This window comes from Acetobacter tropicalis, assembly GCF_030644465.1.
Classification (GTDB): Bacteria; Pseudomonadota; Alphaproteobacteria; order Acetobacterales; family Acetobacteraceae; genus Acetobacter; species Acetobacter tropicalis.
Genome location: NZ_JAUYUW010000001.1, coordinates 2,234,232 through 2,254,181 on the forward strand (window position 1 = coordinate 2,234,232; position 19,950 = coordinate 2,254,181).

Annotated in this window: 17 protein-coding genes and 2 pseudogenes; 14 read left to right on the forward strand and 5 right to left on the reverse strand. The window is 52.4% G+C overall.

The genetic code is table 11. From position 1 onward, the window contains the following. Positions 1 to 33 precede the first annotated feature (33 nt). The 6 genes and pseudogenes from QWU00_RS16950 to QWU00_RS10140 all read left to right on the forward strand — a co-directional run. Positions 34 to 270 (forward strand): annotated as a pseudogene (locus QWU00_RS16950) (IS91 family transposase); the annotation flags it as partial. Between the two features lie 447 nt (positions 271 to 717). Further along, positions 718 to 1,356 carry a TetR/AcrR family transcriptional regulator gene (locus QWU00_RS10120; RefSeq protein WP_035381239.1) on the forward strand — a complete coding sequence of 213 codons (639 nt, stop codon included), beginning with the start codon at positions 718 to 720 and terminating at the stop codon, positions 1,354 to 1,356. Positions 1,357 to 1,374: 18 nt separating this feature from the next. Then, the gene (locus QWU00_RS10125) at positions 1,375 to 2,052 is read left to right on the forward strand and encodes a type 1 glutamine amidotransferase domain-containing protein (protein WP_035352201.1); all 678 of its coding nucleotides are present in this window, start codon (positions 1,375 to 1,377) and stop codon (positions 2,050 to 2,052) included. A gap of 38 nt (positions 2,053 to 2,090) precedes the next feature. Further along, the gene (locus QWU00_RS10130; RefSeq protein ID WP_035352199.1) at positions 2,091 to 3,512 is read left to right on the forward strand and encodes a coniferyl aldehyde dehydrogenase; all 1,422 of its coding nucleotides are present in this window, start codon (positions 2,091 to 2,093) and stop codon (positions 3,510 to 3,512) included. Positions 3,513 to 3,593: 81 nt separating this feature from the next. Further along, positions 3,594 to 4,004, forward strand: a complete 411-nt coding sequence (locus tag QWU00_RS10135; RefSeq protein WP_035352197.1) for an organic hydroperoxide resistance protein — start codon at positions 3,594 to 3,596, stop codon at positions 4,002 to 4,004. Positions 4,005 to 4,150: 146 nt separating this feature from the next. Then, entirely contained in the window at positions 4,151 to 5,161 is a 1,011-nt protein-coding gene (locus QWU00_RS10140) for an NADP-dependent oxidoreductase (RefSeq protein WP_197051010.1), read from the forward strand. A gap of 409 nt (positions 5,162 to 5,570) precedes the next feature. On the opposite strand, the gene QWU00_RS10145 is transcribed toward QWU00_RS10140, so the two are convergent. Beyond that, a complete protein-coding gene (locus tag QWU00_RS10145) occupies positions 5,571 to 6,146 on the reverse strand; it encodes a TetR/AcrR family transcriptional regulator (protein WP_052051435.1) in 576 nt (191 codons plus the stop codon). A 139-nt stretch (positions 6,147 to 6,285) separates the two neighbouring features. Here QWU00_RS10145 and QWU00_RS10150 point away from each other — a divergent pair, with 139 nt between their 5' ends. From QWU00_RS10150 to QWU00_RS10160, 3 genes and pseudogenes are all read left to right on the forward strand, one after another. Then, a complete protein-coding gene (locus QWU00_RS10150; RefSeq protein ID WP_035352195.1) occupies positions 6,286 to 7,665 on the forward strand; it encodes an aldehyde dehydrogenase family protein in 1,380 nt (459 codons plus the stop codon). A gap of 374 nt (positions 7,666 to 8,039) precedes the next feature. Beyond that, a pseudogene (locus QWU00_RS10155) lies at positions 8,040 to 9,321 on the forward strand (NAD(P)/FAD-dependent oxidoreductase). A 130-nt stretch (positions 9,322 to 9,451) separates the two neighbouring features. Continuing rightward, positions 9,452 to 10,534, forward strand: coding sequence for a transposase (locus QWU00_RS10160; RefSeq protein WP_370512895.1), 1,083 nt, complete (start codon positions 9,452 to 9,454; stop codon positions 10,532 to 10,534). Positions 10,535 to 10,827: 293 nt separating this feature from the next. On the opposite strand, the gene QWU00_RS10165 is transcribed toward QWU00_RS10160, so the two are convergent. Continuing rightward, positions 10,828 to 11,427: a histidine phosphatase family protein gene (locus QWU00_RS10165; protein ID WP_187668636.1), complete on the reverse strand. Its 600-nt coding sequence runs from the start codon at positions 11,425 to 11,427 to the stop codon at positions 10,828 to 10,830. Between QWU00_RS10165 and QWU00_RS10170 the strand changes: the two genes are divergently transcribed. After that, complete coding sequence (locus QWU00_RS10170) at positions 11,398 to 12,234, forward strand: IS5-like element IS1031D family transposase (protein WP_035378536.1); 837 nt, start codon at positions 11,398 to 11,400, stop codon at positions 12,232 to 12,234. The two genes, QWU00_RS10165 and QWU00_RS10170, sit on opposite strands and share 30 nt — an antisense overlap. Before the next feature lie 12 nt (positions 12,235 to 12,246). On the opposite strand, the gene QWU00_RS16855 is transcribed toward QWU00_RS10170, so the two are convergent. Further along, positions 12,247 to 12,378, reverse strand: coding sequence for a histidine phosphatase family protein (locus QWU00_RS16855; protein ID WP_081939154.1), 132 nt, complete (start codon positions 12,376 to 12,378; stop codon positions 12,247 to 12,249). A gap of 284 nt (positions 12,379 to 12,662) precedes the next feature. Between QWU00_RS16855 and QWU00_RS10175 the strand changes: the two genes are divergently transcribed. Further along, entirely contained in the window at positions 12,663 to 13,025 is a 363-nt protein-coding gene (locus QWU00_RS10175; protein ID WP_014106223.1) for an ArsR/SmtB family transcription factor, read from the forward strand. A 134-nt stretch (positions 13,026 to 13,159) separates the two neighbouring features. Here the strand turns inward: QWU00_RS10175 and QWU00_RS10180 are convergent, their stop codons facing one another. Both QWU00_RS10180 and QWU00_RS10185 read right to left on the reverse strand, forming a co-directional pair. Next, complete coding sequence (locus QWU00_RS10180) at positions 13,160 to 14,365, reverse strand: MFS transporter (RefSeq protein ID WP_014106224.1); 1,206 nt, start codon at positions 14,363 to 14,365, stop codon at positions 13,160 to 13,162. 207 nt (positions 14,366 to 14,572) lie between these two features. Continuing rightward, positions 14,573 to 15,502: a LysR family transcriptional regulator gene (locus QWU00_RS10185; protein ID WP_035382355.1), complete on the reverse strand. Its 930-nt coding sequence runs from the start codon at positions 15,500 to 15,502 to the stop codon at positions 14,573 to 14,575. Positions 15,503 to 15,697: 195 nt separating this feature from the next. Between QWU00_RS10185 and QWU00_RS10190 the strand changes: the two genes are divergently transcribed. Genes QWU00_RS10190 through QWU00_RS10200 form a run of 3 tightly spaced genes read left to right on the forward strand, consistent with a single transcriptional unit; the run spans position 15,698 to position 19,861 of the window. Next, positions 15,698 to 17,335, forward strand: a complete 1,638-nt coding sequence (locus tag QWU00_RS10190; protein WP_035382356.1) for an MFS transporter — start codon at positions 15,698 to 15,700, stop codon at positions 17,333 to 17,335. A 14-nt stretch (positions 17,336 to 17,349) separates the two neighbouring features. Continuing rightward, positions 17,350 to 18,423: an HlyD family secretion protein gene (locus QWU00_RS10195; RefSeq protein WP_035382357.1), complete on the forward strand. Its 1,074-nt coding sequence runs from the start codon at positions 17,350 to 17,352 to the stop codon at positions 18,421 to 18,423. After that, the gene (locus tag QWU00_RS10200) at positions 18,410 to 19,861 is read left to right on the forward strand and encodes an efflux transporter outer membrane subunit (protein ID WP_035382358.1); all 1,452 of its coding nucleotides are present in this window, start codon (positions 18,410 to 18,412) and stop codon (positions 19,859 to 19,861) included. The genes QWU00_RS10195 and QWU00_RS10200 overlap by 14 nt, the downstream gene beginning before the upstream one ends. Positions 19,862 to 19,950 lie beyond the last annotated feature (89 nt).

Here is a 19,950-nt window from a genome sequence, read left to right on the forward strand (position 1 = left end):
CACGTCATCATACCGAATTCTGCAACAGAGCTCCGCATCCGCCATTATGGCCTGCTCGCCAGTTTCAGCCGCAAGGCCAGTCTCGCCCAGGCACGGGAACTGCTGAAGGTCATATTCACGCCAGCGGCAGAACTCCTTGAGCCCGAAGCGGCCACGTCACCGCCCTGTCCGTGCTGTGGTAGTCCGATGGTCGTCATCCAGATCCTTCCCCGATGGTGTCGGCCCCGAGGGCTGCCACAGGCGACTGATCCGGCCGGGGCATCACCATGACAGCGCGCAGAGATTACAGCATGACCGATCCCGGAGTGGCACCGTTCCGACAAACCGTATCTCCTGTACACACCATTGAAAATTCCCGAAAAATCGTTGCCTGCACCGCCAGTTCTGTCATCGCGTCATGCAGATCCGGTCACAAAAAACCGTTCCAGTTCCATACACGTACCTTTATGCTCTGGCTCAGACTCTCCGCCGGGGTGGCGCCAGTTGCAAATTCGCCATAACTGAGTCCTGGTGTCGCGGGTTCGGTCTTCCCCGACTTTCGTAAGCCTCGCGGCGCCCGAAACCCTTCAGGGAAGCTGGCTGTCCGATCCGAGATGAGAAAGCCCGATTGCGGACATTCAGGAATTTTAGGGTTTCTATGATCCTGTCGATAGGGACGATGAAGGTGCCTTGCGTTATTTTATAGACGACCGGTCAGTTATTTGTTAAGAGCATGGCATGAGTGGAGCAAAAAAAGCGGAACTGACCAGTCAGCAGATTCTCGATGCAGGACATGCCCTTGTTCTGCGCAAGGGCTTTTCGGCCCTGAGTATCAAGGACATCGTGGATGCCTGTCAGGTGCCGAAAGGGTCCTTCTATTATTATTTCCCGTCCAAGGAGCAGTTCGGCTGCGAACTGCTTGAGCGATATGTCCAGAGTTACGAACAGCGCATGGAGGCAATTCTCTCTTCTGCTGGGAAGAGCGGACGCGAAAGGCTGATGCGTTACTGGAATGCATGGATTGATGATCCACAGATTGGCGGCTGGGCCGAGCACTGTCTTGTCGTCAAGCTGGGAGCAGAAATCGCGGACCTTTCGGATGCGATGCGTCTGATCCTTCATGACGGTGTCATGCGTCTGACCGACCGCCTCGCCCGCACGATCATGGAAGGACGGGGTGATGGCTCCTTGCCTTTATCTCTCAAACCTGAAGCAGCAGCGCGCACTCTTTACCATCTCTGGCTAGGGGCTGCGCTTGTGGCCAAGCTTGGGCAGGACAAAGCGCCTCTGCGGGACGCTCTGGTTGCGACGGAGAGGGAGCTTGCCTGTCCCACTGCTCCTATGTCGCCCGTAAACTCCAGTTCATCATCCCCCTGAATACAGGAAAATTTCATCATGAACGTTCTGTTTGTTCTCACGTCTCACGACCGTCTGGGCGATACCGGGCAAAAGACCGGTTTTTGGCTGGAGGAGTTTGCGGCTCCCTATTACGTCTTCAAGGACGCCGGGGCGCAACTGACATTGGTTTCACCGCTTGGTGGTCAGCCGCCCCTGGATCCCAAGAGTGAGGACCCCGCCTCCCAGACCGCTGACACCGAGCGTTTCCGCACGGATGCGGAGGTCCGGGAAATGCTGGCCCATACCGGCAAGCTGGCTGATGTGCGTGCTGAGGATTTCGACGCCGTGTTTTATCCAGGAGGCCACGGCCCGTTGTGGGATCTGGCCCAAGATCCAGCCTCCATTTCCTTGCTGGAGGCGTTTGACCGGGCGGGGAAGCCCTTCGGTCTGGTCTGTCACGCACCCGGAGCCTTGATCCACGTTCATGCGGCAGATGGTCAGCCACTGGTCAAAGGACGCAAGGTGACAGGCTTCTCCAATAGCGAGGAGCAGGCCGTGCAACTTACCAACGTGGTGCCTTTCCTGATCGAAGATGAATTCAAACGTCTGGGTGGCCTGTATGAAAAAGGCCCCGACTGGCAGCCACATGTCGTTGGGGATGGTCATCTGATCACAGGACAGAACCCAGCCAGTTCCGCAGCAGTGGCAAAAGCACTCCTTCAAAAACTGGCCTGAATAGACCACGCCATTTCCTTCTTTTCTGGAGACAGACAATGACTACCTCCAATAGTGTAGCCACTTTGGCTGCAACTGTCGCCGCGATGAAACAGGCTCATGTGCAGGATGGCCCCGCCAGTGTCCAGCTCCGCCGTGACCGCCTGACGCGTGCGATACAGCTGCTGACCCGTCATCACGAAGACATCGTGGCTGCCGTAAGCGCTGATTATGGCCACCGGAGCCCGTATCAGACATTGCTGGCCGATGTGTTGTCCTCTGTTGCCGCTCTCCAGCATGCGGCCGAGCATGTCGAGCAATGGATGCAACCCGATGAACAGCCGGCTCCTGGTCCGGGTATGCAGGCACGTGTGGACTATCAGCCACTGGGCGTGGTTGGCATCATCAGTCCGTGGAATTTCCCCATCAATCTGGCTTTCAGTCCGCTGGCCGGAATACTGGCCGCTGGCAACCGGGCCATGCTCAAACCGTCAGAACTGACACCGCGCACAGCTGAACTTCTGGCGAAGCTGATCAGACAATATTTCGATCCGCTGGAACTGACAACGATCCTGGGGGATGCTGACATCGGGGCGGCATTCAGCGCGCAGGCATTTGATCATCTCATGTTTACCGGCAGTACGAATGTCGGTCGCCATGTGATGCGTGCCGCATCTGAAAATCTGGTGCCAGTCACACTGGAACTAGGGGGTAAATCGCCAGTTGTACTGGACGCTGACGCCGATGTGAAAACTGCGGCGGAACGGGTCTTGACTGTTAAAACCTTTAATGCCGGGCAGATTTGTATCTCCCCGGATTATGTCCTGCTGCCGGAAAACGCGCGTGATGTTTTTGTTGAGCGCGCGCGCAGCTTTGTGACGGAAACATTCCCAACGTTGCAGGATAATCCGGATTACACCGCTATCATCAGCGACCGTCATTTCGAGCGCCTGCAGGGATTGCTGGCCGATGCTCGCGCCAAGGGAGCTACGGTTATTGAACTCCAGCCGGAAGGTGAAGCCAATTCCGTAGCAGGGAACCGCAAGATGGCACCGACGCTGGTTCTTAATCCAACCGACGAGATGAGCGTGATGCAGGAAGAGATTTTTGGCCCGATCCTGCCGATCAAAACCTGTCGGACCACCCAGGAAGCCGTTGATTATATCAATGCCCACCCGCGTCCGCTGGCTGCCTATTATTTCGGAAACAGGCCCGAGCAGCAGAAATGGTTTGGTGAACAGACCACCTCAGGGGCGTTGGTTATCAATGACGTGATGACCCATGCCTCGGTCGAAAGCGTGCCGTTTGGCGGAATTGGGGCATCAGGTATCGGAGCGTACCACGGCATTTATGGGTTCAGGCGATTCAGCCATGCCAAGGCCGTTGTCGTGCAAAGCGCGAGCGGTGAGTTCAACCTGCGTCTGCGGGCACCATACGCGGCCGGTCAGGCCCAGATCGAAGCGCTACTGGCGGGAAACTGAATTCCATTAGTCACCCTGTGACCGCGTCCTGAAACGCGGTGCAGGATACCGATTGTTGCTTTCAAAAACAGGAAATATGTCATGAAGATATTCTACAAGACCCGCGCCACCGCAACTGGCGGCCGCAGCGGCCATACAGCGCTTGATGACGGGACTCTCGGCTTTGACCTTGCAATGCCTGGGTCAGGCAAGCCCGGCGCCAATCCGGAGCAGTTGTTCGCGCTCGGGTACGCTGCGTGTTTTGATAATGCCCTGACCATGGTCGCCAAGCAATTGAAGCTGGCTGTGACCAGCAGCAAGACCTCGGTCGAAGTCGGTATGGGGCAAACAGCCGAAGGGGGATACGCCCTGGATATCGACCTTTATGTTGAAGTCGGGGGTCTGAATGAGGCTGAGGCCCACAAGCTGATCGAAGCCACGCATAAGGTCTGCCCCTATTCCAACGCTACGCGCGGAAACGTCGATGTGCGCCTGCACGTTTCGATGACCTGAATGCATCCAGGAGAAACACAGTCATCATGTAGGGTAGATGAGCGGGCACATAGTCAGGTCATTCCGGGTGATGACTGGTTGCCTCTCTACCAGTTTCCATCTGACGAAGCTTTTTCGTCACCGGTGCAGAGCTTCTTTAACCACTTATGAAGGAAAAAAAGATGTCTTGCGCATGGACTCTCGTTTCCCGTCCGAAAGGGGCTCCGACGCTGGAGAACCTCGCCCTGAAAGACATCTCTGATCAACCGTTGAATGACGGGGAAATCAGGGTTAAAAACAGTTTCTTCTCTGTCGATCCCTATATGCGTCCCCGTATGAACGAGGGAGAGAGCTATATCGCACCCTTCGAATTGAATGAGCCGATGACGGGCGCTGCCGTTGGCCGGGTGATCGAAACGCGTTCCAATCGGTTCAAGGTGGGTGATCGGGTCAGTCATTTTCTGGGCTGGCGTGACGTCGCGACCCTCAAGGCTGAAGACGCTCTTCCTTTGCCGGACATAGATCTCAAGGACGAATATTTTCTCGACGTTCTGGGGACGATCGGAATGACGGCCTATTTCGGTCTGTTCGCTGTAGCCGAAGCCCGGCCCGGCGATGTTGTGTTCGTCTCCGCGGCCGCCGGTGCGGTCGGATCCCTTGTGGTGCAAATCGCCAAGCTGCGTGGCATGACCATCATTGGTTCCGCGGGCGGGACCGAAAAATGCGACTTCGTACGGTCGTTGGGGGCCGATCATGTCATTGATTATAAATCGCCCGGACCATTCCAGGAGAAGCTGCGCAAGGCGGCTCCTGATGGTCTGGATGTCTATTTCGACAATGTGGGCGGTGAGCAGCTTGATGCGGCGATGGGTGTAGCGAAATGGAACTCCCGTTTCGCGATCTGCGGCATGATCTCGATGTATAATTCCGATACGCCGATCGGATTTTCAAACCTGTCCTACATCATCTCCAAGCGTCTCCAGGTCCGGGGGTTCATTAACACCGACTTCATGGCGCGTCGGGGCGAATGTCTGGCTCAGATGGGATACTGGGTGTCCAAGGGAATGATTAAGAGCCGATATACAATCTTCGACAGTCTTGAGAAGGGACCGGAAGCCTTTTTCTCGCTGTTCAGCGGTGGCAACACAGGTAAGGCACTCGTGCGTTTGGGTTCGTAAGTCCGGACAGTTCTGAAAAACGGAATTTTGGATGTCAGGATACTGGTGATCCCAGAGCCGAACAACCTGCACTAAAGAGCGGACCGAATTCCAAGCCAATGATCGCCTTTCCTTAAATGCGCTTTCCGGGGCTAGTCCGATACTGCCTGCCAGTCAAAAACTGATGAGGTCTTCATGGACAGGCGGAGCCTTGTCTCGAAAGTGCATAGGAAAAAACATACTTCATACCCACAGCCCGTAATATGCAAAGATCCATGAAGGATGCGGCCGTCCGGGGGCATGATCCAGCTCTTTGTCGCTGACGAGAGCAGGGCGAAGTGGGAGTTTGATGTGGGACCCGAATACGGTGATGAAGTGGGGGAATATACCAGAGTTTGATTAGCGGAAAACCTGCTCTACAGAGCAGTGATCAATTGCCCTGTCGAAGATTGACAGCAACGACCTTACAAAGGTCCGCTATAAAACACTTCAATTCATCTCGGGTCGTTGCGACCTCTTTGAAGCCTTTCAAAGCAGCAACCATCATGTGCGCCATAGCTCTTACATACTTTAGTTGGGCTGAATCGTTACGATCTGGTGCTATCAATTCAATAAGGAGGTCTTCAAAATCCGCGTGGCACGCCCGCACGACAGGAAAGCGAAGGTCAAAAAGATCACTGGCATCAGGATTGCTGAGCGTGATGTCGAAAACGAAGAAGCACCATGTACTACATGCACTCTCAATTTTTTTTTGCAAGCTGTCTTGAAGATCTGCCTCGCGCGCGATCTTTTCTAAAAGCTCTTTGAATAGAGTTTCTACAGAGGCAGAAAAAATATCTTCTTTTGCTGGAAAGGTAAGATACAGGGTGGGGCGCGTTAACCCTGCAGCCTTTGCAATGTCTGTCATCTTGGTGCGTTCAAAACCGTAGCGCCGGAAGACGTCAACTGCAGCCTCGACGATCCGGGCTTTCCGGGCATCACCGGATGTTTTTCCCAGTTTTTTCATGGCTCTCTTTTGACAGATTGTCACGGACTGTCAATTCGGGCTTTTGCCCAGACCCACAAATTCTCCTGTATCGCGAGATGACATATTGACATTGTTCGTCATTGTGTCAGTTTATGTGTCCACGAGAGGAACATCATTTATGACAAACATAAAAACATTATTTGATCGGCAGTCTGCTTATTTCAATTCAGGTAAGACCCGCAGCCTGAGTTGGAGACTTGATCAACTTGCACGCTTGGAGCGAATGTTAGTCGAAAATGAGACGGCGTTTCATGATGCGCTGGCCAGGGACTTTAAAACGTCGTGGTTCGAACGAGCTATGGAATTCCATGGCGTTCTGGGGGCTATTGAGCACACACGCGCCGAACTGGCTGACTGGATGGAACCTGAAGTAGCACCACTTCCAAAGCGAATGCAGGAAAATGACTTTAAGGGGTTTATTTATCGCGAGCCCTACGGAGTCTGCCTGGTCATTGCCCCCTTCAATGCACCAGTTGTTCTAACGTTGGAGCCGGTGCTTGCGGCGCTGAGTGCTGGGAACACAGCATTAATCAAGCCGGCAGAGTCAACTGTGCATATGACGGCTTTGTTTGAAAGGTTGATTAGTCAGTATTTCGAGCCAGAAAGTCTGGTGGTGGTGACTGGTGGCCGTGATGTGATGACTGAACTTCTGGCGCTTCCGTTCAATTTCATTTTCTTCACCGGCAGCACTGAAGTTGGCAAGATCGTAATGCGCGCCGCAGCGGAAAATCTCACACCGGTCTTGCTGGAACTCGGCGGACAAAATCCTGTTGTCGTGGACGAAACTGCCAATCTTGAAGATGCTGCGCTCAAGATCGTTTGGGGCACAATGGCTTTCGGGGGCCAATGGTGCGTTTCTCCAGGCTATGTCTATGTCCATGAAAATGTTGCTGATCAGTTCGTTGCGGAATGCAAGAAGGCAATCACGACGCTTTACGGTAACAATCCGAAGGAAAGTGCAGATTTGTCACGGCTGATCTCGTCAAGAGACGTGGACAGGCTTGCTAGAATGCTTGAGGGGGCTGCCGTTGTTAGCGGAGGTCATTTCGATCGGGATGAGCGTTATTTCGAACCGACTCTCGTTTATCCGGCACAATGGTCGGCTCCTATCATGCAGTCTGAAATTTTCGGGCCGATACTTCCAATTCTGCCTTATACCAATTTTAATGAGGTCATGGAAACAATCAAGCAGAAGCCACGGAGTCTGGCTGCGTACATCTTCAGTAAAAATGAAGCGAGGATCGAGAAGTTTATGCATGGTTTCTCGTTTGGTGGAGGTAGCGTAAATCAGACGATGATCCACTGTTTTATGGCCGCTACATTTCCGTTTGGTGGCGTAGGGCCTTCCGGCTTGGGACGCTATTATGGCAAGTGGGGCTTTGATTCATTGAGCCATGTAAAGTCGGTTCTTGTTTCTCCGCCCGACCATCGGATTGAGGCTGTCCTGCCACCCTACACGAAAGAAAAGGCAACAGAACTTGGTTCTTGGCTGATGTAATTCGTTGCACAGGTCGTCTATCAGTAACATACCTACCAGCTAACCTGCTTTCTGTAGTCAGTCTTCGCGAATAGCGAAGACTGATAGGTGGTGGGGAAGGGTGGCTATAACCCATATCCGCCTATCAACAGTCTTCTCGCAAAAATTCACGACAATAAATCTGTGTAATGATCACAGTAAGTCTGCAGTTGCGCAGAAAATAGAGGCAGATTTCGTGATCTGAAGTCCGGTATTTTTCTGAATACTTTTCAGAAAGTGTCGTTCTAATGGTTTTTCTTTCGGTTTTTATTCTTGTTTTTCATGCGGTAGTTCTCGTTCATCCAGAGTTGTTGTCAACTTGTATGTGAAACACGCAGTGACGCTTTGAGGGCGCAATGACAGAAAAATTTCGTATCGTAATTATCGGAGGAGGTGTTGCTGGCATGGCTCTGGCAACCCGGCTAGGGGACAAACTTGGCAAATCCGGAAGAGCATCGATCATGCTCGTCGACAAAAGCTTTACGCATGTCTGGAAGCCGATGTTGCATTGCTTCGCTGCCGGCACGGCGCATAATCCCAATGACCGGATAAGTTTCCTTTCTCAGGCTAGTCGTCACCATTTCGAATTCTGGCCCGGCGAGGTCATTGCTCTCGACCGCAGCGCCAAGCAGATGACGCTGGCTTCGATCAATGATCCAGATGGAAAGTGCGTGCTGGATGAGCGTAAACTTGAGTATGATGTGGTCATTGTCGCGCTTGGTAGTCGGGCGAATGATTTCAACATTCCCGGTGTGGCAAAACACTGCTTGTTTATCAACAACTTTGTGGAATCTGTAGACTTCAACGATAAGTTTCGTATGGAGCAATTACGCGCTTTCGGTGAAGGTCAGCCTCTTGAAATTGCCATTGTGGGAGGCGGTGCGACTGGCACGCAACTTGCTGCCGAGTTGCATAAGGCGCTTGACCTCGCTTCGCTTTACAGTTTTGAAAAAAAAACGCCCGGATATAAGGCTCTCTCTTTTGGAAGCCGGTCCTAGGATTCTACCTGCATTTCCTGAGGCTGTGTCGGCCGCTGCTGCGGAACAGTTACAGAAGATCAATATTACGGTCCGTACGTCCGCTCAGGTCAGTAGCGTAGATGAATACGGATTTCTTCTAAAAAGTGGTGAGCGGGTTCCGGCAACTCTGAGAGTTTGGGCTGCGGGTGTGAGAACTCCTGAAGTCACGAGGAGATTTGGTGGCCTCAAACTCGGTAAAACCGGCCAGATCGAAGTGCGGTCTAACCTGCAAAGTGTAGAGGACGATGCGATCTTTGCTGTTGGTGACTGTGCCTATATCGTGGATGCACCCGTAGCGCCCACTGCACAAGCTGCGCGTCAGCAGGCGCATCATCTGGCGCTACATATGCCGGCATGGATAGATGGCAGACCCATTCCGCCTTTTGCATTTCACAATAAGGGCGCTATCGTGGCGCTAGGCAATTATAACGGGTGGGGGACGTTCCCCGGAGGAACAATCTTCGGTGGTGGCTGGCTGCATGGACTTTCAGCACGGCTTGGCCATGTCATGCTTTATCGCCAGCATCAGTTTGAATTGTATGGCGCATTGCGAGGTAGCCTGTCATGGCTGGTCGACTGGCTGGAAAAATTTGTACGTCCCTCAATCAAGCTCGATTGAGGGAGTGTCACATTGTAAAGACCTATGCAGAGCAAAATAATTCATTCACTCATATGGAGGGTTCGAAAAACCCTCTGGTTTTGGGCCTCTCTGTGTGATTCCATCACTCCTACATTGATTGGGGGCATGGATCATGAAGCAGTCTGTTTTCTTTGATGTTGAAGAGCGGCTTGCCCGGTTGAGCGGGCTTGGTGATCAACTCGAAGCGTTTTCCCGGACTGTGGATTTTGAAGTGTTCCGTCCTGATCTTGAGAAGGCTCTGGCCTATTCAGACGGCAGCAAAGGCGGGCGTCCCCCATTTGATCCCGTGTTGATGTCCAAAATTCTGGTGATTCAGACGCTGAACAATTTGTCTGATGAGCGGACAGAGTATCTGATCAACGATCGCCTATCCTTCATGCGTTTCCTTGCTCTGGGGCTGTCGGATCGTGTGCCTGACGCCAAAACGGTCTGGCTGTTCCGTGAACGCCTGACCCAGACGGGTGCGATTGAAAGACTGTTTGACCGCTTTGACGCGACCCTGCGCAACGCCGGATATTTGCGAATGTCGGGCCAGATCCTGGACGCAACGCTGGTGGCTGCTCCAAAGCAGCGCAATACGAATGCTGAGAAGGCAGATCTCCGGGCAGGACGTATTCCCGAAGATTGGCAGGACAAGCCGGCAAAGCTGTCGCACAAGGATCGGCGTGCGCGCTGGACGCTGAAGTTCACGAAAGCAAAACGGCAGGATGACGGAACGATTCCCGCAACGGATCTCGCTATCCCGTTCTCTGGATACAAATCCCACGTCTCCATCGACCGGAAGTTTTGGTTCATCCGGAAATGGAAGACGATGGATGCCGCCGACAGTGATGGCGCGCGATTGAGAGAGGGGCTGCTGGATAAAACCAATACGGCCTCAACGGTGTGGGCTGACACGGCGTATCGCTCAAAAGCCAATGAGGACTTCATGGAAAAGCAGGGTTTTGTCTCAAAGGTTCATCGCAAAAAGCCGCATCTCAAGCCTATGCCCCTGCACATCCAGAAACCAAATGCTGGAAAGTCAGTGATACGCTCGCGTGTCGAGCACGTTTTTGCCGATCAGAAGTCACAGACCGGACTATTCATCCGAACTGTTGGCATCATACGGGCCACCATGAGGATCGGGCTGGCCAATATCGTCTACAATATGCGACGGTTCCTCTTTCTGGAACGGATCAGTGCCACAGCATAGCAATCCAGAGCAGGAAGCCTTCTCTCTGCTCAAAACGCAGATCTGATGCCATCGCAGAAACCATCAATCAGTACGCCAAAACTCGAAAAATACGAGCCAACCTTGCCAAATAAGGGTTCTTCGAACCCTCCACATTCAAAAGAGCACGATTTTAGCCTCTTTATCTCTTCAATATAAGAGAATGAGGCGGATCGGGTGATGATGAAAGAAGAGTATCGTTCCGTAAGTGCTGGTAGTCATTTTATGGCAACTGACGAAAAACTGGCTATAAAATACGGATTCACAGCGGGGGTTTATGCGGGAAAAGATTCGTTGAATTCCGTGATTTTCCATCCATCAATGCTTTTATTGAAATAATTTGGCTGTCCATGTTGGCTATTAAGCCAGAGGCCGGTCAATTTTTCGGAGATTGCTTGGAATACGACGTCATGTCCAACCAAGACAATTCTGGATTTATGGTCCTGTATTCTCTCCATTTTGGTGAAAAAAGAATTACATCTTTTTTGTATTTCTTCCCAGGATTCCCCATATTTCGAAATGATTTTTACAAGTTGTTGTTTTTCATTTATTCCGTGCTCAATCATAACATTTTTGATCGATTTTCCATCGAGTTTGCCGAAATCGCATTCAGTCAGATTTTCTTCTATTTCAATCATTTCAAGTCGGTCGGGAAATGCTAGTCTTGCTGTCTCAATGGCTCGTTGTAGTGGGCTGACCAACACCCTGGTTACCGATAAATTCTTGAGTTTTTGTGCTGCCTGGTATGCTTGCTGTCGTCCGGTATCATTTAGAGCCTGATCCGAAAGTTTTTGAACAATACCAGCATGTTGTGATTCATTCGTCTTTGCGAAGAGATGGAGTGAATAGTGGCATGGACTGGTATTGCCCGACACGAACATAGCCGGGAGGGATTGCGATATCCATCGGATATGACGGATGCCGAGTGGGCTTTGATTATGCCGTTCGTGCCCCCGGCGAAACGGGGCGGACGGCCTCGCACGGCGGATATGCGCGAGGTTGTAAACGCGATACTCTATATCGCCTCGGGTGGGTGTGCGTGGCGTCTGCTGCCGAAATGCTTTCCACCGGTCTCGACCGTCAGGCGCTACTTTTACGCATGGCGTGATGCCGGACTGTTCGAAGCGATGAACACGGTACTGGTCATGAACCTGCGGGAGATCGAAGGGCGTGAGGCCTCCCCGAGCGCGGGCGTGATTGATAGCCAGTCGGTGAAAACCACGGAAAGTGGTGGAATTTCCGGTTATGACGCTGGAAAGAAGGTCAAAGGTCGCAAGCGCCATATTCTGACGGATACCTGCGGCTTCCTGATCTTCCTCCTTGTTCATGCCGCTGACATTCAGGATCGTGACGGGGCTGTCGATGTCCTGGCGGCAATACGCAGGCGCTTTCCCTGGCTGCGCCACATCTTCGCCGATGGCGGCTATGCCGGTAATAAACTGCGATCCGCGCTCGCCAGCATGGGAAAATGGACGGTCGAAATCATCAGGCGATCAGACACAGCCAAGGGCTTTGAAATCCTGCCTCGCCGCTGGGTGGTCGAACGAACATTCGCCTGGCTCGGTCGCTGCAGGCGGCTCGCCAAAGACTGGGAAAAGTCCATAGCCTCGTCAACAGCGTGGACTTTGATCGCCTCAATCCGCATGCTGACCCGCAGAACCGCAAGGCATTGTCAGTGCTGAAAAACTTTCGGATCAGGCTCTTAGAGGAATGTTACTCCTACCCTGCAGTAAACCTGACTTGTTCCAGTCTGTTTCACCATGACGAAGAAAAACAAATGGCTGAAGATTTTCCATAACGAACTCCTGTTTCACTATGTGTATCATAATAAAATTGATTTTGATGTTTTGGTTGCAGATTTGTACGGAGAGATGGAGCTCCTTATCTAATGCAGAATATTACCTTTCAAGTTGTTCTTGGGGGGACAAATAAATACAAATGTGAAAGTCTCGTTAGAAAGAAGGATAGTCCAGGTTTGGGAATTTGAGCAGGCATGATGGCATTCGAGCAGAATGTGTTGTTTATCCGCAAGTAATTCTGTTGAATATTTTCATAGGATACAGAAAATCACGTAATTGACTTAAATTTCAGGGCTGCATAAGAATAGGGTATGCACACCAATCATCCCAAACGCGACGATATCCGGCTTGAGAGTGTACTGATGGCATTTGCAAATCCACTGCGACTGGCGGCTGTATGGACTATTGCTCAAGGTGACGGATATCCCAGCTGTAGCGTGCTGTCACATATTCCAAAATCCACCATGAGTCATCATTGGCGTATCCTGCGAGATAGCGGCGTTGTCTGGCAGCGCCAGATGGGACGGGAATACCGGCTGTCTTTGCGACGAGACGATCTGGACTATCGTTTCCCGGGGCTTCTGGATTCTATCTTGGCCCCGCTCACCATTGATGCACTGACTCACAACATGATCGTTGCATATAATGGGGAAGGGCAGAAGGTCGAGATATGATATTCGGTCCGACGCATTATATCATCGGAGCGTTGCTATGGACCCGTGCATAACAGGGAAGGGGTATTTCGAACCTGTGTTGTTGCATCGTGTGCGCATAGAAGAGGAGGGCGTCTATATATTGTAGCCATTTACTAACATGATTTACCAATTGTTCGCGCTCGACCGGCTAGTGTCGCAAAGATCATAGCCAGCATGCTTGATGCAACCAGTAGCCATAGGGAGGCACTCCAATTGCCGGTCGCGTCATGAAGCACGCCGATCAGCAATGGTCCGGCAGCAGCTCCCACATAACCAATGAATTGTGCCATTCCTGAAAGGACTGCAGCTTGATGATGATTATGTGTTCGGAGGCCGAATAGGGACAGGCTTGTGACCATCGCAACACCGGCACCGAGGCCGGCACAAATGAGCCACACTAAAGAAAGGCTGGGCATAAGTACTAAGCCGCTTGTCCCTGCCAAAAGTAAAAGCCCGCAGATGAAACCCAGTAATCGCTGATCGTTCAACCTCTGAAGCAGGGGCGCACAGCCGAGGTTTGTCGCAACAGCAACCACCTGAAAAACGAGCAACATGAGACCGGCGGAAGAGAGGGGTATGCCACGACTGGCTGCATAGGATGCAAACCAGTCGACAAGTGAGTAAAATACCAGAGAATGAAAAGCGAAAAAGAGGGATACCTGCCAGCCGATCGGATGACGCCATGGGGAGGTGAATGTCTGGTCGTTTGTGGCGGCTGAGGAAAGGTAATGTTGTCGTGTGCGAAACTGCGGCAGCCACATGAGAAGCGCGCCAAATGAGAGGAGGGCCCATATTCCGATTGCCCAGCGCCAGCTTAACCCAGGGATGCGTGCAATCGGCTCAGCTATCCCGGCAGACAAACCTGCCATTGCTGCCATTGAGGCAGCATAGAGACCGATAAGGCCTGCGGCGCGTGTCGGAAAATCGCGTTTCACCAAACCCGGGAGGAGAACATTCCCAAAAGCGATCCCAGCACTGAGGAGGAGAGTGCCAAACCAGATTGAACCAGGCAGATCCAGAGATCGCGTGACTGTGCCAACCAGAATGGCCATGACCGATACGCCAAGAATGCGTTCGAGACCATGTAGTCGTCCTACAGCTGGGGCCACAAGGGACAGGAGGGCAAAGATCAGTAACGGCAGAGAATTCAGTAGTCCGGCCGTCGTGCCGCTGAGATGAAGCTCATTCTGAATAGCCGGAAGTACGGGACCCAGACTTGTGATAGGCGCACGGAGGTTGGCACCGATAAGAATGATGCCGAGATACAGGCTTGAAAAGCCTACGGTCGAAGGGCGGGGGGCCGAAAAGGGAGTTGGCACGTCAACATCCTATACACGCCATCTTCCTTGGTTTCAGAACATGACGACAAGAATGCGTTGGTTGACGTTAACGCTTACGCGGCGACCGTAACATGGGCTTGCCGTCTGAAATCGTCCCTACATGTCGTTAAGGGATGTGTCAATCTGTCAGAGTGTTTCTGTTGTTTGCAGTCGTTCGGTTATGATTACGGTCCCGCTCAGGCTTATTCACCTTTCCAGACGACGACGGACAACATTTGTGATGGCGGTGCGTAACCAACGATGCACGGGATCGGTGTCGAGGCGAGGGTGCCATGCCTGAAAAACCTCCAGCGGTTCCACCATCACGGGTATCTCGAACGCGATGAGTCCAACAGCGGCGATGGATAAGCCACTTTCTACAATATCAGGCATGGAAAAAATCAGATCTGTATGCGTAATTCCATGTAATGCCGCGTAGTGTGACGGCATGACCAGAGCGATATTGCGTTCCAGGCCATACCCCTGGTCCAGAGCGACATCTATCGGTCCCCTGCGGCGCCCTTTACGGGAAACCACGACATGATTGTAACGTGTAAATGCTTCGGGTGTGATTTCACCGTCAAGAATCGGGTGACCATTACGGACGACACCTCGAAACTTTGTAGAAAAAAGTTTCTGCCGTCGGATATCCTGCTGAAGTTCACGGGTAGCTCCTATGAAAAGGTCCACGGTGCCCTTGCGAAGGGCCTCGCTATCGTGTCCCTCACTTTCGGGGGCAAAGCGTAAGTGGCATCCTGGGCATGTCCGCGTCAGTTCCTGCATGAGCGGACCTGAGAAAACGCTTGTCACCACGTCATTCGCCCGGATCGTAAAGGAAGGAGTGAGTTTCGTGAAATCTACCTCTTCCTGCCTGGAGAGCGCCCGTGCGTTCGCCAGAACAGTGGCGACCTGCGCCTGAAGCTCCATAGCTCTCGGGGTGAGAACCATTCTGCGCCCTGACAGGACCAGGATTGGATCGGAAAATGCCTCGCGGATACGCGCAAGAAAACGGCTGATTGTCGCACTACTGACCTTCATTCGCCGTGCTACGCCGATAACGCTCTGTTCTTCAAGGAGAAGGGCAAGAACATACAACAGGTTGAGGTCGTAATCCTGCTTCACTGAACCATGCTCCATGTCTTGTTTGTTTTGCTCACTGGTGGGGCGATACTTAATTAAAATAGCAGTTTCAAGGCTATCAGAATATCAAATGTAAATGCTATACGTTACAGAATATGAAATGCTGAATTGCAGGTTCTGGCGCTTCCCAGTGGGGTAGGCTTGTGAGCATTATCTTTTATATTTTCTATCAGCCTCAACTATGGACGTAAGATGACCTCATCGGCACAAACTGCCGTGCCAACCGATAGTAGGCTGCATCCTTCTCCGCTGACGTTGCCTGTGGTACCGGCACTCAATGGGCGGTTGTTGGTTGGTCTGCTGGGGGTTTTGCTAGCTGTTCTACTCGCGGGCTTTAACGAGCATGTAACGGAAATCGGCCTGAATGATATTCGTGGCCAGATGGGCATCGGCCATGATGAGGGGACGTGGGTTATTGCTCTGTTTGAAGCCTGCAATATTTCTGCAATGGCTTTTGCTCCTTGGTTTGCTGTTACGTTTTCTGTTCGCCGCCTGACAATAGCCATGACGGCAACTGTCGGTATATTGGGGGCGCTTGCCCCTTTTATGCCCGATCTCGCGTGTCTGCTGATCTTGCGCTGTGTGCAGGGGTTTGCCAGTGGGGCACTTCCCCCCATGCTGATGACTGTAGCGCTCCGCTTTCTTCCCCCTCCTATCAAGATCTATGGGCTTGGAGCCTACGCCCTGACCGCAACATTTGGTCCCAATCTGGCGACACCTCTGACAGGGTTCTGGTTTGAGTATGTTGGCTGGCAGTTCCTGTTCTGGCAGATCGTTCCTCTGTGTGTCGTAACGATTATCTGCGTGGCCTGGGGGCTACCACAGGATCCGATGAGACTGGAGCGATTCAGGCGGTTTGACTGGTTCGGGTTGATGACCGGTCTGCCCGGCATATGTTGTCTTGTCATCGCGTTGCAGCAGGGGGATCGGCTTGATTGGTTCCGCTCTCCTGTCATCACCCATCTGACGTGTGTGGGTGTGTTTCTTTTTGCAGTCTTCATCGTCAATGAGTGGCATCATTCGCTTCCATTTTTTCGTATCCAGTTGCTCAAACAACGCAATATAGCGGATGCCTTGCTTACGCTTTTCGGGGTTCTGGTGTTGAGTGTGGTAACGGTTTCTGTTCCATCGCATTATCTGACTGCGGTAAAATCCTATCGTCCAATTCAGACGACGCCTTTCTCTCTGCTGATAGCGATTCCCCAGTTGCTCGCGCTCCCGCTGGTGGCAGCCATATGCAATATCCGCCGGATCGACTGTCGACATGTTCTTATGGCCGGTCTGGGTCTGATGGGTCTTTCATACTGGCTGGGAACCTGGATATGTGCAGACTGGGTCCGCGATAATTTTTATCCCATCGCGCTGCTGACTGTATTCGCGCAGCCTATGGTCATCATTCCGGTTCTGATGCTTGCGACCATGGGGCTCGGACCTATCGATGGGCCCTTCATCTCCGGTATGGTCAACATGACCAAGGGTATGGCGAGCGCTGTCGCAGCTGGACTTCTTGACGCATTGTTCCGGCGCCGAGAGCAATACCATTCCTCCATGTTGCTGGATCACATGGGCCATATACAGTTTTCTCTTCCTCCTTTCGATGCTGTACGCCAGAGCCTGTTCGATCCTCACCTTGTTGACCCAGGCAGCGTGAACTCGGCCGCTATGTCCCTCTTTCATCGCGAGGTCGGGATGCAATCGCTCATTCTTGCCTGTGCCGATATCTATGTCGTGATGATTGGCGTTTGCACGCTTCTTATCGGCCTCAATCTTGTTCTGCCCAGCAGGGTGTATCCGCCGCGCGCAGCGGCACCGCTCTCTCGTCAATCCTAAACCGGAGATTTCATGTGCCGACCCGGCGTTTCTTAAGTCTTGCCGCTGTCATAGCGGGTCTTGGTGTCACGGCTTTCGCCGTGGACCGATTGGTAATGGAGCATCAGGGAAGTGTTACGACAAATGACGCTTATATCCATGCTTATTTCACACTTGTCGCACCTAAGGTCTCAGGTCGGATCGATCAAGTTGAGGCACAGGATAACCAGCACGTGAAAGCAGGCGAGACGCTGGCTCACATTCAGGACTGGGACTTTCAGGCTTCCCTCAGGATAGCCCGGGCTAATGTGGCATCCGCTCAGTCGGATATTGATAATTTGAGCGCGACCCTCAAACGGCAGCAACCTCTTATCGCCGCGGCGCACGCGTCGGTTGAGTCTGATAAGGCTGCTCTTGCCTTTGCGAGGCTGGATGAGGCGCGTTATCGCGATTTGTCTGCAGGTGGAGCAGGAACTGTTGAGCAACGTCAACGTACAGCAACACAGGCAAAACAGACTCTTGCGCTTCTTGCTCGTGATGAGGCAGAGGCTTCGGCGGCGGAGCAGCAGGTTCCTGTCATTCAAGCGCAACTTGAGCGTGCCAGAGCGGCATTACAGCGTGCGCAAGGGGAAGAAAAGCAGGCTGAACTCAACCTGTCATACTGCACGATAACGGCACCAATTGATGGCGTGGTTGGCGCGCGCGGTGTTCGTGTGGGGGCCTATGTTCATGTTGGTACTGCGCTCCTGGGCGTTATTCCCGTTCAGGATGCTTTTGTGGTCGCCAATTTTCAGGAAACACAATTAACTCACGTAATGCCCGGGCAACGGGCTACAGTCTGGGTTGATACTTTTCCGGGGCATCCCCTGCGGGCTCATGTTGATAGCGTGGCGCGCGCGACCGGGGTCGCATTTTCTCCGATCCAGCCAGACAACGCGACGGGAAACTTTACCAAGGTGGTGCAGCGTCTCCCGGTCCGCATTGTGTTTGATCCGGGCCAGCCTCTTGCTGCGCGAGTGAGTGTTGGCATGTCGGTTGAAGTGAGAATCGATACAGAGACGAAAGCTGACGGCTCTCATGCATCGGATGATCGCTATGAATGGCGTTAAGCGACTGGGTTTTGCGCTGTTGGGACTAATGGTGAGTGCCTGTACCGTTGGGCCCGATTTTCATGATCCACGGATGCCTTCTGGAGATAGATGGCATGAAAGTCTGCCTGCATCTTCCAGCAAGGCGGATATGAAAAGGATCAATCCCCAATGGTGGGAAGTGTATCACGATCCTATTTTAGATGATCTTGAACGACAGGTTGCGGCAAAAAACCTCGATTTGCGGGCAGCAAGTTTCCGATACGCTCAAAGTCAGGCAGAACGAAAGATAGCAGGAGCTGCACAGTTTCCCTCCCTTAATGGAAATGCCTACTATCAACGCAATCAGATCAGCGCCAATGGCGTAAGGTCGGTGCTTGGTACCCCAATCGGCATGACTCATCCCACGCCAGCGTTCAATCTCCCGACTTATGGACTGAGTGCTTCATGGGAGGTCGATCTATGGGGGCATGTCAGGCGCTCTGTGGAGAGTGCGCGGGCTGCGATGGATGTTACCGACGAAATGCGTCGTGATGTCATCGTCTCACTCATGGCTGAAGCTGCCAGAGACTATATTGAATTGCGTGCAGTGCAGGCCGAAATGGCAATTATACGTCAGAATCTCGCAGTTGCGCGACGGAGCGTGGAGTTGACGACTCTTCGATTCACAAAAGGGGTTACGACCACGCTTGATGTAGATGACTCCGAGGCACTTTATCACACCTTTAATGCACGGCTACCGGTATTACGTAATCAGCAGGTTCATCTTATCAATGCTCTGAGTTTTTTGATCGCACGTGAACCAGGAGCATTAGCGGCATTACTTGAGGCGCCGCATCCCATTCCTTCAGTGCCTTCGGTTATCGATATCGGTGTCCCTTCGGAACTGGCTGATCGGCGTCCTGATATCCGGATGGCAGCTGCAAAACTACATGTTGCAACAGCAAATATTGGTGTGGCAATCGCAGATTTTCTGCCGCGCGTGACCCTGTCGGGAACATTGGACATGCAGGCGATGTATTTCAGCAAGTTGGGGAATTGGGCTTCGCGTCAATATGGGTTTGGACCGACAATGACGGTGCCCCTTTTTGAAGGAGGCAGGCTCCGAGGGCAGTTGATGCTGCGAAAAGCCCAGCAACAGGAAGCTTTCATCACGTATCAGCGGACAACCCTGAATGCCTGGCATGAGATTGACGATGCGCTGGCCAGTTTTAGTGCAGCCCAGCAGCAACGTGATGAATTACGTCAGGCCGTGGCGCACGATAATGCCGCAGTAAATACAGCCCAGAGACAGTATGCGGCGGGAGCTGCTGATTTTCTTAATGTCCTGACCTTGCAATCTCAGCTTCTGGCTGCCGAAAATCAGCTTATTCAGTCGGAAGCGAGTGTATCGACCTCTGTTGCCCAGCTTTATCGGGCGCTGGGGGGAGGCTGGGAGGGGACTTTTCCTTTGCTGTGAACATCACACATGGCAGCATCAGTGCTGCCACTGTAAGAGAATAACCAAGTAAAGCGCGGACTTCTTCCATGCTTATGATAAAATATTTT